Source organism: Pseudomonas sp. B21-010 (assembly GCF_024749325.1).
In the GTDB taxonomy this organism is placed as follows: Bacteria; Pseudomonadota; Gammaproteobacteria; order Pseudomonadales; family Pseudomonadaceae; genus Aquipseudomonas; species Aquipseudomonas kilonensis.
This window is the reverse complement of the sequence record NZ_CP087198.1, coordinates 4,596,136-4,610,289: the sequence shown is the minus strand read 5'-3', so window position 1 is coordinate 4,610,289 and position 14,154 is coordinate 4,596,136. Positions and strand designations below refer to the sequence as shown.

Below are 14,154 nucleotides of genomic sequence, written 5' to 3'. Positions count from 1 at the left end.
AGCTTGCTCGCGATGAGGCCCGTCCAGGCAACACACTTTGGCAAGGCAAAAAAAAGCCCGCCGGGTTAACCGTGCGGGCCTTTGCATGACGGATCGCAATCAGTGCTTGCTGTCCTGCTCCGACATCGCCAGCAATTGCTTTTCCTGGTTCCAGTCGAAAGGCTCGTCGTTTTGCTCGGCTTCGAAACGACGCTCCTCCAGGGCCTGGTACAGGGCGATTTCTTCGTCGGGCATGTAGTGCAGGCAGTCGCCGGCGAAGTACCAGAGCAGGTCGCGAGGCACCAGGTGGGCGATTTGTGGATAACGGACGATCACTTGGCACAGGAGATCCTGGCCCAGGTACTGGCTTTCTATCGGGTCGACGGGCAGTTGCGCGCGCAACTCGTCGAAGCGCTCCAGAAACAGGGCGTGGCTTTCTTCGGGCACCTGTTCGGCCTCACCCACGGCGACCAGGATGCTGCGCAAGTGGTCAAGCAAGACAAGGTGATCGGCAACGACATTGGACACGAGATAAGTCCTCAAGAGCAAAACGGGCGCAGGAGTATAAAGCCCTTGCGCCCGCTTTTATAGGTGAAGAGCTGTAGGTGAAAGCTATAGCTCACGAGCGTAGCCGGTCGTCAGGATCAACGGACCTTGTCCTGCGCCAGCGTCAACTCCTCCTTATCGAAGTCATCCACATCGATGACCTTGCGCCGCGCCGCCTCGGCCGCGCGCAAGGTCTGCGCTTCACCGGCTTGCAGCACACCCGCTTCCAGGGCTGCGTCGATGAGTGGTTCGCCCGGCGCGGGGTTGAGCTGACCCTGCTTGAGCGCCACGTGCAGTTTCTTGTGCAGCGGATGGGCGGCGGCCAGCAGGTCTGCGGCGTGTTGCAGGGCGCCCACCGGATCATCGGCGGATTGTGGGCGATAGCAGCCCTGCAGCAACTCTTCGAGGGTCGGGTCACCCTTGGGTCGGCAGATGACCGCCGCCACCTCGGCGTCGAGCCTGTCGCTCGGGCCCTTGTGACGACGACCGAAGGGGAACACCACCAGGCGCAACAGGCAGCCCAGCACCCGGTTCGGAAAGTTGCTCAGCAGTTCATCCAGCGCACGCTCCGACTGGCCCAGGCTTTCCTCCATGGCCCAGGTGAACAGCGGTGTCATGTGGTCCGGCGAGTCCAGGTCGTGATAGCGCTTGAGCGCTGCGGACGCCAGGTACAGGTTGCTCAATACGTCGCCCAGGCGGGCCGACAAGCGTTCCCGGCGTTTGAGTTCGCCCCCCAGCAGCATCATGCTCAGGTCCGCCAGCAGGGCGAACGCCGCAGCCTGCCGGTTGAGGGCGCGGAAATAACCCTGGCTCAAGGCATTGCCGGGGGCCTTCTCGAAATGCCCCAGGCCGAGGTTGAGCACCAGGGTGCTGGCGGCGTTGCTCACGGCAAAACCAATGTGCTTGAGCAACAAGGCGTCGAACTCGACCAGCGCCTGGTCCTTGTCTTCACGGCTTGCGAGGGCCATTTCCTTGAGTACGAACGGATGGCAGCGAATGGCGCCCTGGCCAAAGATCATCAGGTTGCGCGACAGGATGTTCGCGCCTTCGACCGTGATGAAGATCGGCGCACCTTGCCAACTGCGACCCAGGTAATTGTTCGGGCCCATGATGATGCCCTTGCCGCCATGCACGTCCATGGCGTGGCTGATGCACTCGCGGCCGCGTTCGGTCAGGTGGTACTTGAGAATGGCCGACAGCACCGAAGGCTTTTCCCCCAGGTCCACGGCGTTGGCGGTCAGCATGCGCGCAGCATCCATCATCCAGGCGTTGCCACCGATGCGCGCCATGGCTTCCTGGATACCTTCGAACGCCGACAACGGTACGTTGAATTGCTCGCGCACCTGGGCGTACTGGCCCGTCACCAGGCTAGTGAACTTCGCGGCACCGGTGCCCACCGCCGGCAGGGAAATCGAGCGCCCGACCGACAGGCAGTTCATCAGCATCATCCAGCCCTTGCCGAGCATGTCCTGGCCGCCAATGAGGAAGTCCAGCGGGATGAACACGTCCTTGCCCCAGTTCGGCCCGTTCATGAACGCGGCGCCAAGGGGCAGGTGACGGCGGCCGATATGCACGCCAGGGGTGTCGGTGGGAATCAAGGCGAGGCTGATGCCCAGGTCTTCTTCCTCACCCAGCAGGTGGTCGGGGTCATACGCCTTGAAGGCCAGGCCCAGGAGGGTGGCTACCGGACCGAGGGTGATGTAGCGCTTTTCCCAGTTCAGGCGCAGGCCCAATGTTTCCTGGCCTTCCCATTCACCCTTGCAGATGATGCCGGTGTCGGGCATCGCCCCGGCGTCGGAACCGGCCAGCGGCCCGGTCAGGGCGAAGCAGGGAATATCGTCGCCACGGGCCAGTCGCGGCAGGTAATGGTCGCGTTGCTCATCAGTGCCGTAGTGCAACAGCAGTTCTGCCGGGCCAAGGGAGTTGGGGACCATCACGGTGGAGGCCAGGTCGCCACTGCGCGTGGCCAGTTTCATTGCCACCTGGGAATGGGCGTAGGCAGAAAAGCCTTTGCCGCCGTATTCCTTGGGAATGATCAACGCGAAGAACCCGTGCTCCTTTATATGAGCCCAGGCTTCAGGCGGCAGGTCCATGGCCTGGCCGATCTGCCAGTCGCTGACCATTGCGCAGAGGGCTTCGGTGGGGCCGTCGAGGCACGCCTGCTCCTCCTCGGTCAGTTGCACCTTGGGGTAGGCCAGCAGCAAGTCCCAGTCCGGGCGGCCGCTGAACAGTTCGCCGTCCCACCACACCGTGCCGGCGTCGATGGCATCGCGCTCGGTCTCGGACATGGGCGGCAGGGTTTTCTGGAACCACTCGAACATCGGTGCACTGAAGTATTTGCGGCGCAGGTCCGGTAGCAGCAGCGGGGCGGCGACAGCCGCGAGTACCACCCAGAGGATCAGCAGCAGCCAGCCGGGCGCATGGCTGAAAATGCCCATGGCCAACAGATAGACCGCGACGATACCCAGCGCGGGCAGCGGGTCGGTGCGCCGATGCGCCAGCCAGGCGATCCCGACGACCAGGACCAGTATCCACAACAACAGCATATGTAATCCTCCGTGAACCAAGGCAAAACCGACCTTCAGAGCTTAGACGGCATCTGCAAAACCGGCGGTCAGCGCGATGTGATTGATTTCGTGGGAAACCCTGGGTGCATTGCGCCAGTCTGGTTGGCAACAGCCGTGGGAAATCGTTCGTTAACAAGGTGAGAAAACGCCATTGTTTGGCCGGAATGCCGTTATCGTTGGCTGAGGGCTGTGGATAAACTCGAGGCAAGCGGTGATGTTTCTCCAGAGGCCTTCCTTTTATGCAGCAATACCTGAACCCCGGCCCCTTCATCGACAGCGATCACCTCGCGGTCATCGACTTCGCCGAAACCCACCGCGGCACCGACCGCGACCCGCTGGCGCAAGCGGTCAGCCTGTATTACGCCGTGCGCGAGGCAGTGCGCTACAACCCCTACACTTTCAGTCGCGACCCGGCGACCCTGCGCGGCAGTTACGCGCTGGCCGTCGGCGAAAGCTATTGTGTGCCCAAGGCCACCTTGCTGGCCGGCTGCGCCCGGCATTGCGGCATCCCGGCGCGCATCGGCCTGGCGGATGTCCGCAATCACTTGTCTACACCGCGCTTGCTGGAATTGCTCAGGAGCGACGTGTTCGCCATGCACGGTTATACCGAGCTGTACCTGAACGACCGCTGGGTCAAGGCCACGCCGGCATTCAACCAGGGGCTGTGCGAGTTGTTCGACGTGGCCCCGCTGGAATTCGACGGTCGCTACGACAGCGTTTTCCACCCGTTCAATCGACAAGGGGCGAAGCTGATGGAGTACCTCACCGACCACGGCCAGTTCGCCGATGTGCCCGAAGCGTTCTTCTTCGAACACCTGGAGAAATGCTACCCGCACCTGTTCGGCGCGCAGGTGCCGCGCTTGCTCGGCGACCTGCAGGGCGATTTGAGTCGCGCCTGATCCGGCGTATGCTGCTGCGGCATTTATCCATCGAGGACGCCGTGATGCTGAAGATATGGGGCCGGAAAAATTCATCGAATGTGCGCAAGGCGTTGTGGTGCGCAGAAGAGTTGGGGCTGGCCTACGAGGCCATTGATGCGGGCGGGGCATTCGGTGTGGTGGACACGCCCGAGTACCGTGCGAAAAACCCCAATGGCCGGGTGCCGATGATCGAAGACGACGGCTTCGTGCTCTGGGAATCCAACACCATCGTGCGTTACCTGGCTGCTCGCCATGCGTCGGGTTCGGCCTGGTATCCCGCTGACGTACAGGCACGGGCCCAGGCTGAAAAATGGATGGACTGGACCACCTCCAGTTTTGCCGCACCGTTTCGCACGGTGTTCTGGGGCGTCTTGCGCACCCCCGCCGAGCAACAGGACTGGGCGGCCATCAACGCGGCGATCAAAGAGTGCGACGGCTTGCTGGCGATGGTCGAGCAGACCTTGAGTGAGCAGCCTTACCTGTCGGGTGCTGAAATCGGCATGGGCGACATTCCCCTGGGCAGTTTCATTTATGCCTGGTTCGAGATGCCCATCCAGCGCGCCGAGCTACCTGGCGTGCAGGCCTGGTACGCGCGGTTGCAGGAGCGTGCGGCCTACCGCAAGGCTGTCATGACCGCGTTGACTTAATACTTACTATCGACACACTTGACTGTACTTGTGCGGCGACGCCAAGCACCATTGCCTTCGTGCGCCGTGGTTGCATTGCTCGCCGCCCGCCCTTATCTATTCTTTTCCTCCCTCCCTTCTTGGTGCGTAATCCGATATGAGTTCCGCTCTGTCCATCCGGCAGCTAACCAAAACCTACGGCAACGGTTTCCAGGCCTTGAGTGGTATCGATCTGGACGTCGCCGAAGGTGACTTTTTCGCCTTGCTCGGCCCCAACGGTGCCGGCAAATCCACCACCATCGGTATTCTTTCCACGCTGGTGAACAAGACCAGCGGCACGGTGAATATCTTCGGCCATGACCTGGACCGCGAGCCTGCCGCCCTCAAGCGCTGCATTGGCGTGGTGCCCCAGGAATTCAACTTCAACCAGTTCGAAAAGACCTTCGACATCGTCGTGACCCAAGCCGGTTACTACGGCATCCCGCCGAAGATCGCCAACGAGCGCGCCGAGCAGTACCTGACCCAGCTGGGCCTGTGGGATAAGCGCGACGTGCCGTCCCGTTCATTGTCCGGCGGCATGAAGCGTCGCCTGATGATTGCCCGCGCGCTGGTGCATGAGCCGCGCCTGCTGATCCTCGACGAACCGACTGCCGGCGTGGACATCGAACTGCGTCGTTCGATGTGGACCTTCCTCACCGAGCTGAACCAGAAAGGCATCACCATCATCCTCACTACCCATTACCTGGAAGAGGCTGAGCAGTTGTGCCGCAACATCGGCATCATCGACCACGGCACCATCGTCGAGAACACCAGCATGCGCCAGTTGCTCAGCCAACTGCATGTGGAAACCTTCCTGCTGGACCTGAAAAACGACCTGGCGACGGCACCCCAGCTCATGGGTTATCCGGCCCGCCTGGTAGACAGCCACACCCTGGAAGTCCAGGTGGACAAGGCCGTGGGGATCACCGGGCTGTTCGCCCAACTGGCCCTGCAGAACATTGAAGTGCAGAGCCTGCGCAACAAAACCAATCGCCTCGAGGAGTTGTTCGTGTCCCTGGTGGAGAAAAATCTGGCGAAGGTGGCGGTATGAGCATGAGTTCCGAATTGCGCCCCAACCTCATCGCCCTCAATACCATCGTTTACCGTGAGGTTCGGCGTTTCATGCGGATCTGGCCGCAGACGCTGCTGCCGCCCGCCATCACCATGGTCTTGTACTTCGTGATCTTCGGTAACCTGATCGGCCGGCAGATCGGCGATATGGGCGGCTTCACGTACATGGACTACATCGTGCCGGGGCTGATCATGATGTCGGTGATCACCAACTCCTACGGCAACGTGGTGTCGAGTTTCTTCGGCAGCAAGTTCCAGCGTTCGATCGAAGAACTGATGGTCTCGCCGGTGTCGCCCCATACGATCCTCATCGGCTACACCCTGGGCGGTGTGCTGCGCGGCCTGGCGGTGGGTCTGATCGTGACCCTGCTGTCGTTGTTCTTCACCCATTTGCAGGTGCATCACCTGGGGGTGACGGTATTGGTGGTGGTGCTTACGGCCACGATCTTTTCGCTGCTGGGTTTCATCAATGCCGTGTTTGCGCGCAACTTCGATGACATCTCCATCATCCCGACGTTCGTGCTCACGCCGCTGACCTACCTGGGCGGGGTGTTCTACTCGATTTCCCTGCTGCCGCCGTTCTGGCAGACCGTGTCCTTGGCCAACCCGGTGCTGCACATGGTCAACGCCTTTCGCTATGGCATTCTCGGGGTGTCGGACATCAAGATCAGCATCGCCATTACCTTCATGCTGGTGGCGACCTTGGTGCTTTACATCGGTTGCGCGCGGTTGCTGGTCAGCGGGCGCGGGATGCGTACCTGACCCCATCCCCCTGTGGGAGCGAGCTTGCTCGCGATGGCGTCAGTACGAACTCCACAAAAAAAGGCCTCCATTCCCAGGAGGCCTTTTTGCATTTCACATCCGGCTTTTCTTGCGCCGCTTCCACTGTCGGGCCACCCACCAGCGCCAGTAACTCATGGTGACGAAGTAGGCGAGGGCGCCGAGTACCAGGCCGGTCACAACCGAGCCGAGCAGGAACGGCTGCCACAAGGTGGACAACTGGCCGCTGATCCATTCCCAGGTCAGCTCTTCGGGCAGCGTCCGGGCGGGCACGTCCATCAGCCAGGCGCCGGTCTGGTAAGTGCAGAAGAACACCGCCGGCATGGTGATCGGATTGGTCAGCCACACCAGGCTCACCGCAATCGGCATGTTGCCGCGCACCGTGATGGCCAGTGCGGCGGCCAGCAACATTTGCAACGGGATCGGCAAGAAGGCGGCAAACAGGCCAACAGCCATCGCCCGGGCGACCGAGTGCCGATTGAGGTGCCAAAGGTTGGGATCGTGCAGCAGGGTGCCGAGAAAACGTAAGGATTTATGTTCCCGAATGCTCTCTGGGTCTGGCATGTAACGTTTGAAAAGGCGCCGGGGCATAAGGCTTCTCGGTCGGTTCAACGCAGTAAGGCCGCAAGTATGTCCGGATTCTACGGCTGACAGATTCAGACTTTGTGACAATTGATAACGCCAGCGGTGCCGTAGACCGTCTATGCCTGAAGAGGGCACTCTCAAGGACGGGTTATGCGCACAGGGTTAGTCGCGCTTGCACTGGGGCTGTTGGCCCCGATTTTTTTGCCGGCACTGCCGCCGTTGTGGCTGATTGCAGCCATGCCGGTGCTGGCGCTGATGGCGTTGCCGTTTCGAACCTATCCGCTGGGTTTTTTCCTGTTCGGGCTGGCCTGGGCCTGCCTGTCGGCGCAGTTTGCGCTGGACGACCGGTTACCCATCGCGCTCGACGGCGAAACCCGCTGGGTCGAGGGGCGAGTGGTCGGTTTGCCGCAACAGGGCGAAGGCGTGGTGCGCTTCGAACTGGCCGATGTCCATTCACGCCGTAGCCGTCTACCGACGGCGATGCGCCTCGCCTGGTTCGGTGGGCCGCCGGTCAACAGCGGCGAACGATGGCGATTGGCGGTGAAGCTCAAGCGGCCCAGTGGGCTGCTGAACCCGCACGGTTTCGACTATGCCGCCTGGTTGTTGAGCCGCGGCATCGGCGCGACTGGTACGATCAAGGATGGCCATCTCCTGCAAGCGGCCCGGGGGGCCTGGCGCGATGAGGTGCGCCAGGCCCTGGCACAGGTCGATGCCCACGGCCGCTCCGGTGCGCTGGCGGCACTGGTCCTGGGCGACGGCGGCGGGTTGAGTCGCGAGGATTGGCAGGTCCTGCAAGACACCGGCACCGTCCACTTGCTGGTGATCTCCGGGCAACACATCGGCCTGCTTGCCGGCCTGGTGTACCTGTTGGTGGCCGGTGCGGCGCGTTATGGCCTGTGGCCGGTGGGTCTGGCCTGGTTGCCTTGGGCCTGTGGGCTGGCCTTCTGTGCCGCCCTGGGCTACGGCTTGCTCGCCGGCTTCGAGGTGCCGGTGCGGCGGGCCTGCGCGATGATCGGCCTGGTGTTGCTGTGGCGCTTGCGTTTCAAACAGCCAGATCCGTGGTGGGCATGGCTGCTGGCCTTCGTCGGGGTGCTGGTGTTCGACCCGCTTGCCAGCTTGCGGCCGGGGTTCTGGTTGTCGTTTGCAGCCGTGGCCATCTTGATGTTCACCTTTGGCGCTCGCCTGGGGCCCTGGCGCTGGTGGCAAACCTGGACCCGTGCCCAGTGGCTGGTTGCGCTTGGCCTGTGTCCGTTGTTGTTGATCGTGGGCTTGCCGGTCAGCCTCAGCGGGCCGTTGGTGAACTTGCTGGCGGTGCCCTGGATCAGCCTGTTGGTATTGCCGCCAGCGCTGCTTGGCACGGCATTGTTGCCGGTGCCGTTCATGGGCGAAGGCCTGCTGTGGATCGCCGGCGGGCTGCTCGATCTGCTGTTCAAGGGGCTGACGCTGGTTGCCGGACGAATGCCAGCCTGGGTTCCTGCCGCGGTTCCGCCTTGGGCCTTGGGTATCGCCGCCTTCGGTGCTTTTTTGCTGCTGTTGCCCAAAGGTGTGCCGCTACGTGTACTGGGGTGGCCGATGGTGTTGCTGATGGTTTTTCCACCGCAAGAACACCTGCCGCAAGGGCACGCCGAGATCTGGCAGTTGGACGTGGGCCAAGGGCTGGCGGTGCTGGTGCGGACCCGGCGGCACGCCCTGCTTTACGACGCCGGGCCGCGCTTTGGCGAGGCTGACGCGGGCGAGCGGGTCGTACTGCCGACCTTGCGCAAACTGGGTGTGCGCGGCTTGGACCTGATGTTGCTAAGCCATGCCGACGCCGATCACGCTGGCGGTGCCCGCGCCGTGCGCAATGGGCTGCCGACGATGGAGGTGATCAGCGGCGATCCCGACGCGCTGCCCGCCGAGCTGCTGGCCGGGCCTTGCGACAGTGGCAGACGCTGGGAATGGGACGGGGTCAGGTTCGAGCTATGGCGGTGGGCCTCTGCTGTCGAGAGCAACCAGAAGTCCTGCGTCTTGCTGGTGGAGGCCGGCGGTGAACGCCTGCTCCTGACCGGCGATATCGACACCCCGGCCGAGCGCGCCTTGCTCGACGAGGCCCTGGCGGTGCCGATCCAGTGGCTGGCCGCGCCGCATCACGGCAGCCGCAGTTCGTCGTCGATGGCATTGCTGTCGCGTCTCCAGCCGCATTCGGTATTGATCTCCCGAGGGCAGGGCAACGCGTTCGGCCACCCTCACCCCCAGGTGATGGCTCGGTATCGACGTTCGGGCCTGGCGGTCTACGACAGCGCCGAGCAGGGCGCCATTCGTCTGCAACTGGGCGCTTTCGAACTGCCGCGCACCGAGGCCGGGCATCGCCGCTACTGGCGTGATCCGCCAGCCGTCGGGCCAGCGGGGCAATATTGATCCAGCGCAATCGGCTGATGCGCTTATCGGTGGGGCGGGTCTGCAAGGCGAGTCTGTGTGATAAAGTGGCGCACTTTTTCGAGGGGGCAGTCACTGTGTGGGAATTGGTCAAATCCGGCGGCTGGATGATGTTGCCGATCATTCTGAGTTCCATCGTGGCACTGGGTATCGTTGCCGAACGCCTGTGGACCCTGCGGGCCAGCCGCGTGACCCCGGAGCATCTGCTCGGGCAGGTCTGGGTCTGGATCAAGGACAAGCAGCTGAACAAGGACAAGCTCAAGGAGCTGCGAGCCAGTTCGCCCTTGGGGGAAGTCCTCGCCGCCGGCCTGGCGAACTCCAAGCATGGTCGCGAGATCATGAAGGAGTGCATCGAGGAGGCTGCCGCGCGGGTCATCCATGAGCTGGAACGCTACATCAATACCCTGGGCACCATCGCCGCCATGTCCCCGCTGCTGGGCCTGCTGGGTACGGTGCTGGGCATGATCGACATCTTCAGTGCGTTTACCGGCTCCGGCATGACCACTAACGCCGCAGTACTGGCGGGGGGTATTTCCAAGGCTTTGATCACCACCGCCGCCGGCCTGATGGTGGGTATTCCGGCCGTGTTCTTCCATCGGTTCCTGCAACGCCGCGTCGACGAGTTGGTGGTCGGCATGGAGCAGGAAGCGATCAAGCTGGTCGAGGTGGTGCAAGGTGACCGTGACGTGGACCTGGCTGGGGGCAAGAAGTGAAATTCCGCCGCAAGCCACGGGAAAACATCGAGATCAACCTCGCGTCGCTGATCGACGTGGTGTTCATCCTGCTGCTGTTTTTCGTCGTGACCACTACGTTCACCCGGGAAACCCAGCTCAAGGTTGAATTGCCGCAGGCCATCAGCGGCTCGCCGGCCGAAGACCAGCAACTGAAGAACCTGGATATCACCATCAGCGCCGAAGGGGCGTTCTCGGTGAACAACCAATTGCTGCCCAAGAGCGACCTGGCGAGCCTGATCGATGCCTTGCAGAAAGAGTCTGGCGGCGACACCAGCCTGCCGCTGTCCATCAGCGCCGACGGCAAGACCCCTCATCAATCAGTGATCACCGCCATGGACGCGGCCGGCAAGCTCGGTTTCAGCCATCTGCGCATGACCACGGTCGAGGCGGCCCCCGCACCCTGATGGCCATGTCCGATCGATTGCTTGCCGCGTGGTATGAAGGTCACCCGGCGCTGACCTTGCTACGGCCGCTGGAGTGGTTGTACCGCCGGGTGGTGGTGGGCAAGCGCGAGCGTTTCCTGGCGGGTGAAGGCCAGATCTACCAGCCTCCCGTGCCGTTGGTCGTGGTCGGCAATATCACGGTTGGCGGCACCGGCAAGACGCCGTTGATCCTGTGGATGATCCAGCACTGCCAGCGCAGTGGCCTGCGGGTCGGGGTGGTCAGCCGGGGTTACGGCGCCAAGCCGCCGCAACTGCCTTGGCGGGTAACGGCCGAGCAGGGCGCCGACGTCGCGGGTGATGAACCGCTGTTGATCGTCCAGCGCACCGGTGTGCCGTTGATGATCGACCCTGATCGCAGTCGCGCGATCCAGGCGCTGCTGGAGGCCGAGCCGCTGGACCTGATCCTGTCCGACGACGGCATGCAGCATTATCGGATGGCCCGCGACCTCGAGCTGGTGTTGATCGACAACGCCCGTGGCCTGGGCAACCGCCGTTGCCTGCCTGCAGGGCCATTGCGCGAGCCGGTCGAGCGCCTGCAATCGGTCGACGCCGTGCTGTACAACGGCGCCAGTGCCGACCGCGAAGACGGTTTCGCCTTCCAATTGCGCCCCACCGCGCTGGTGAACCTGGCCAGCGGCGAGCGGTGCTCCCTTGAGCATTTTCCACCCGGCCAGGCCCTGCATGCCGTGGCCGGAATCGGCAATCCCCAGCGTTTCTTCAAGACCCTCGAAACGCTACACTGGCGGCCAATACCGCATGGGTTTGCCGACCACGCCGCATACAACGCCCAGGCCTTGAATTTCACGCCATCGCTGCCGGTGGTCATGACGGAAAAGGACGCAGTCAAATGCCGTGCCTTCGCCGCACCCGACTGGTGGTACCTAGCGGTAGACGCCGCGCCGTCGCCGGCCTTCGCGGCCTGGTTCGATACGCAGTTGATGCGCCTGTTGCCGGATCGGCTTTTGCCTTAAAACCTTTTATCCAGGGGAATTCCATGGACACCAAACTGCTCGATATTCTGGCCTGCCCGATCTGCAAAGGCCCGCTCAAGCTCAGCGCCGACAAGACCGAGCTGATCAGCAAGGGTGCCGGCCTGGCTTACCCGATTCGCGACGGCATCCCGGTGATGCTCGAAAGCGAAGCTCGCACCCTGACCACCGACGAGCGCCTGGATAAATGACCGCAGCCTTTACCGTTGTCATTCCGTCGCGTTTCGCTTCGACGCGCCTGCCCGGCAAGCCGTTGCTGTCGATTGCCGGCAAGCCGATGATCCAGCACGTCTGGGAGCAGGCTTGCAAAAGCAGCGCCCAGCGTGTGGTGGTGGCGACTGACGATGCGCGCATCGTCGAGGCCTGCAAAGGCTTTGGCGCCGAAGTCGTGCTGACTCGTGAAGACCATAATTCCGGCACTGACCGCCTGGCGGAGGTCGCGGCGAAACTCGGTCTTGCCGCCGACGCTATCGTGGTCAATGTGCAAGGTGACGAGCCGTTGATCCCGCCGAGCGTGATCGATCAGGTCGCCGCCAACCTCGCGGCCCACACCGAGGCGCGCATGGCCACCCTGGCCGAGCCGATCGAGGATGTGCAGACCCTGTTCAACCCCAACGTGGTCAAGGTGGTCAGTGACCTCAATGGCCTGGCGTTGACCTTCAGCCGCGCGACGTTGCCCTGGGCGCGGGACGCATTCGCCCAAAGCCGTGACGTGATGCCGGAAGGCGTGCCATACCGCCGCCACATCGGCATCTATGCCTACCGCGCCGGCTTCCTCCAGGACTTCGTCGCCTGGGGCCCGTGCTGGCTGGAAAACACCGAAGCCCTGGAACAGCTGCGGGCCCTGTGGCACGGCGTGCGGATCCACGTCGCCGATGCGCTGATCGCCCCGCCGACCGGTGTCGACACCGCCGAAGACCTCGAGCGCGTTCGTCGCCTGCTGGAGGCTTGATGCGGGTCCTGTTTGTCTGCCTCGGCAACATCTGCCGCTCGCCCACCGCCGAAGGTATCCTGCGCCACAAGTTGCGTGAGGCCGGGCTGGCCGGGCAGGTGGAAGTCGCTTCCGCCGGCACCGGTGACTGGCACGTCGGCAAGGCCCCGGACAAGCGCAGCCAGGCGGCGGCCCTGAAGCGTGGCTACGACTTGTCGGCCCAGCGTGCGCAACAGGTGACCCGCGCTGATTTCGCTGCCTATGACCTGATCCTGGCGATGGACAGCAGCAACCTGCGCAACCTCAAGGCCCTGCAACCGGCCAATGGCAGGGCCGAGCTGGACCTGTTCCTGCGGCGCTACGAAGCCGAGCTCGACGATGTGCCGGACCCGTACTACGACGGCGAACAAGGCTTCGAACAGGTGCTGGACCTGATCGAACGCGCTACCGATCGCCTGGTGATCGAATTGAAGGGGCGGTTATGACCTTGCAGGTTCGGGCGGGCGTCAGCCTCAAGCCCTTCAACAGTTTCGGTGTGGACGTCACTGCCCGGTTGTTCGCCGAAGCCCGTAGCGATGGTGATGTTCGCGAGGCGTTGGCTTATGCCACCGAACATGCCGTGCCATTGTTGGTAATCGGCGGCGGCAGCAACCTGCTGCTGACCGGCGACATCGACGCGCTGGTGCTGCGCATGGCCAGCCACGGTATTCGCCTGCTCAGCGATGACGGCGAACGCGTAGTGGTCGAAGCCGAAGCAGGGGAGCCGTGGCACCCGTTCGTCCAGCACACGCTGGCGCAGGGCTGGTCCGGGTTGGAGAACCTCAGCCTGATCCCCGGCACTGTGGGCGCGGCACCGATGCAAAACATCGGCGCCTACGGTGTGGAGATCAAAGACGTCTTCGCCGGCCTCACCGCGCTGGATCGCCAGACCGGTGAACTGCGCGATTTCAGCCTTGAAGACTGTCGGTTCGCTTATCGCGACAGCCTGTTCAAACAGCAAGCGGGTCGCTGGTTGATCCTGCGGGTGCGCTTCGCCCTCAGCCGCGCCGCACACTTGCATCTGGAGTACGGTCCGGTTCGCCAGCGGTTGACCGAGCAGGGCATCGAGCAGGCGACACCCACCGATGTGAGCCGGGCCATTTGCAGCATCCGCAGCGAGAAACTCCCGGACCCGGCCGTGCTGGGCAATGCCGGCAGCTTCTTCAAGAACCCGCTGGTGCCGGCCGCGCACGTAGCACACCTCAAGCTGCAATACCCTGACCTGGTGGCTTATCCACAGCCTGAAGGGCAGATGAAAATCGCTGCCGGCTGGCTGATCGAGCGCGCCGGCTGGAAGGGCTTTCGCGAAGGTGATGCCGGGGTGCACAAGTTGCAGGCGTTGGTGCTGGTCAACTACGGCAACGCCACGGGCCCGCAACTTCTGGACCTGGCCCTGCGCATCCAGAAAGACATTGCCGAGCGTTTCCAGGTCGAGCTGGAAATGGAACCCAATCGGTACTGAGCGACTTTCACGCAAGCGTCTGAAAAAA

General features: G+C 63.1%; 15 protein-coding genes. 12 read left to right on the top strand and 3 right to left on the bottom strand.

Annotated features, from left to right (window positions below):
* Positions 1–99: 99 nt before the first annotated feature.
* Both LOY50_RS20355 and LOY50_RS20350 read right to left on the bottom strand, forming a co-directional pair.
* Positions 100–507: a PA2817 family protein gene (locus LOY50_RS20355; RefSeq protein ID WP_018604120.1), complete on the bottom strand. Its 408-nt coding sequence runs from the start codon at positions 505–507 to the stop codon at positions 100–102.
* 116 nt (positions 508–623) lie between these two features.
* Positions 624–3,071 carry an acyl-CoA dehydrogenase gene (locus LOY50_RS20350; protein WP_258689039.1) on the bottom strand — a complete coding sequence of 816 codons (2,448 nt, stop codon included), beginning with the start codon at positions 3,069–3,071 and terminating at the stop codon, positions 624–626.
* A gap of 260 nt (positions 3,072–3,331) precedes the next feature.
* On the opposite strand from LOY50_RS20350, the gene LOY50_RS20345 reads away from it, so the two are divergent.
* The 4 genes from LOY50_RS20345 to LOY50_RS20330 all read left to right on the top strand — a co-directional run bounded on the left by LOY50_RS20345 (position 3,332) and on the right by LOY50_RS20330 (position 6,510).
* Positions 3,332–3,991, top strand: coding sequence for a transglutaminase family protein (locus LOY50_RS20345; RefSeq protein ID WP_258689038.1), 660 nt, complete (start codon positions 3,332–3,334; stop codon positions 3,989–3,991).
* 44 nt (positions 3,992–4,035) lie between these two features.
* On the top strand, positions 4,036–4,659 hold the full coding sequence (locus LOY50_RS20340; protein ID WP_258689037.1) for a glutathione S-transferase family protein: 624 nt from the start codon (positions 4,036–4,038) through the stop codon (positions 4,657–4,659).
* Between the two features lie 136 nt (positions 4,660–4,795).
* Entirely contained in the window at positions 4,796–5,728 is a 933-nt protein-coding gene (locus tag LOY50_RS20335) for an ABC transporter ATP-binding protein (RefSeq protein WP_214509705.1), read from the top strand.
* A 2-nt stretch (positions 5,729–5,730) separates the two neighbouring features.
* Positions 5,731–6,510, top strand: coding sequence for an ABC transporter permease (locus LOY50_RS20330; RefSeq protein ID WP_003204300.1), 780 nt, complete (start codon positions 5,731–5,733; stop codon positions 6,508–6,510).
* 93 nt (positions 6,511–6,603) lie between these two features.
* Here LOY50_RS20330 and LOY50_RS20325 read toward each other — a convergent pair whose 3' ends face one another.
* On the bottom strand, positions 6,604–7,119 hold the full coding sequence (locus LOY50_RS20325) for a DUF2062 domain-containing protein (protein WP_003204298.1): 516 nt from the start codon (positions 7,117–7,119) through the stop codon (positions 6,604–6,606).
* A 144-nt stretch (positions 7,120–7,263) separates the two neighbouring features.
* Here LOY50_RS20325 and LOY50_RS20320 point away from each other — a divergent pair, with 144 nt between their 5' ends.
* The 8 genes from LOY50_RS20320 to murB all read left to right on the top strand — a co-directional run bounded on the left by LOY50_RS20320 (position 7,264) and on the right by murB (position 14,126).
* The gene (locus LOY50_RS20320; RefSeq protein ID WP_253476874.1) at positions 7,264–9,510 is read left to right on the top strand and encodes a DNA internalization-related competence protein ComEC/Rec2; all 2,247 of its coding nucleotides are present in this window, start codon (positions 7,264–7,266) and stop codon (positions 9,508–9,510) included.
* A gap of 95 nt (positions 9,511–9,605) precedes the next feature.
* Positions 9,606–10,241 (top strand): MotA/TolQ/ExbB proton channel family protein, encoded by a 636-nt coding sequence (locus LOY50_RS20315; RefSeq protein ID WP_170845976.1) that lies wholly within the window; start codon positions 9,606–9,608, stop codon positions 10,239–10,241.
* On the top strand, positions 10,238–10,666 hold the full coding sequence (locus LOY50_RS20310) for a biopolymer transporter ExbD (RefSeq protein WP_214509707.1): 429 nt from the start codon (positions 10,238–10,240) through the stop codon (positions 10,664–10,666). Before LOY50_RS20315 ends, LOY50_RS20310 begins: the two co-directional genes overlap by 4 nt.
* On the top strand, positions 10,666–11,676 hold the full coding sequence (gene lpxK / locus LOY50_RS20305) for a tetraacyldisaccharide 4'-kinase (RefSeq protein ID WP_258689035.1): 1,011 nt from the start codon (positions 10,666–10,668) through the stop codon (positions 11,674–11,676). Before LOY50_RS20310 ends, lpxK begins: the two co-directional genes overlap by 1 nt.
* A gap of 23 nt (positions 11,677–11,699) precedes the next feature.
* Positions 11,700–11,885, top strand: coding sequence for a Trm112 family protein (locus LOY50_RS20300; protein WP_003174668.1), 186 nt, complete (start codon positions 11,700–11,702; stop codon positions 11,883–11,885).
* Positions 11,882–12,646 (top strand): 3-deoxy-manno-octulosonate cytidylyltransferase, encoded by a 765-nt coding sequence (gene kdsB, locus LOY50_RS20295; protein ID WP_053189634.1) that lies wholly within the window; start codon positions 11,882–11,884, stop codon positions 12,644–12,646. The genes LOY50_RS20300 and kdsB overlap by 4 nt, the downstream gene beginning before the upstream one ends.
* Complete coding sequence (locus LOY50_RS20290; RefSeq protein WP_014339516.1) at positions 12,646–13,110, top strand: low molecular weight protein-tyrosine-phosphatase; 465 nt, start codon at positions 12,646–12,648, stop codon at positions 13,108–13,110. Before kdsB ends, LOY50_RS20290 begins: the two co-directional genes overlap by 1 nt.
* On the top strand, positions 13,107–14,126 hold the full coding sequence (gene murB / locus LOY50_RS20285) for a UDP-N-acetylmuramate dehydrogenase (protein WP_253476868.1): 1,020 nt from the start codon (positions 13,107–13,109) through the stop codon (positions 14,124–14,126). The genes LOY50_RS20290 and murB overlap by 4 nt, the downstream gene beginning before the upstream one ends.
* The last annotated feature ends 28 nt before the right edge of the window (positions 14,127–14,154 follow it).

What these genes read in the sequence shown, in the direction of transcription:
- LOY50_RS20350 (WP_258689039.1), bottom strand. Translation starts at nt 3,071, where the DNA reads ATGCTGTTGTTGTGGATACTGGTCCTGGTCGTCGGGATCGCCTGGCTG.
- LOY50_RS20345 (WP_258689038.1), top strand. Translation starts at nt 3,332, where the DNA reads ATGCAGCAATACCTGAACCCCGGCCCCTTCATCGACAGCGATCACCTC.
- LOY50_RS20340 (WP_258689037.1), top strand. Translation starts at nt 4,036, where the DNA reads ATGCTGAAGATATGGGGCCGGAAAAATTCATCGAATGTGCGCAAGGCG.
- LOY50_RS20335 (WP_214509705.1), top strand. Translation starts at nt 4,796, where the DNA reads ATGAGTTCCGCTCTGTCCATCCGGCAGCTAACCAAAACCTACGGCAAC.
- LOY50_RS20330 (WP_003204300.1), top strand. Translation starts at nt 5,731, where the DNA reads ATGAGTTCCGAATTGCGCCCCAACCTCATCGCCCTCAATACCATCGTT.
- LOY50_RS20325 (WP_003204298.1), bottom strand. Translation starts at nt 7,119, where the DNA reads ATGCCCCGGCGCCTTTTCAAACGTTACATGCCAGACCCAGAGAGCATT.
- LOY50_RS20320 (WP_253476874.1), top strand. Translation starts at nt 7,264, where the DNA reads ATGCGCACAGGGTTAGTCGCGCTTGCACTGGGGCTGTTGGCCCCGATT.
- lpxK (WP_258689035.1), top strand. Translation starts at nt 10,666, where the DNA reads ATGGCCATGTCCGATCGATTGCTTGCCGCGTGGTATGAAGGTCACCCG.
- LOY50_RS20300 (WP_003174668.1), top strand. Translation starts at nt 11,700, where the DNA reads ATGGACACCAAACTGCTCGATATTCTGGCCTGCCCGATCTGCAAAGGC.
- kdsB (WP_053189634.1), top strand. Translation starts at nt 11,882, where the DNA reads ATGACCGCAGCCTTTACCGTTGTCATTCCGTCGCGTTTCGCTTCGACG.
- LOY50_RS20290 (WP_014339516.1), top strand. Translation starts at nt 12,646, where the DNA reads ATGCGGGTCCTGTTTGTCTGCCTCGGCAACATCTGCCGCTCGCCCACC.
- murB (WP_253476868.1), top strand. Translation starts at nt 13,107, where the DNA reads ATGACCTTGCAGGTTCGGGCGGGCGTCAGCCTCAAGCCCTTCAACAGT.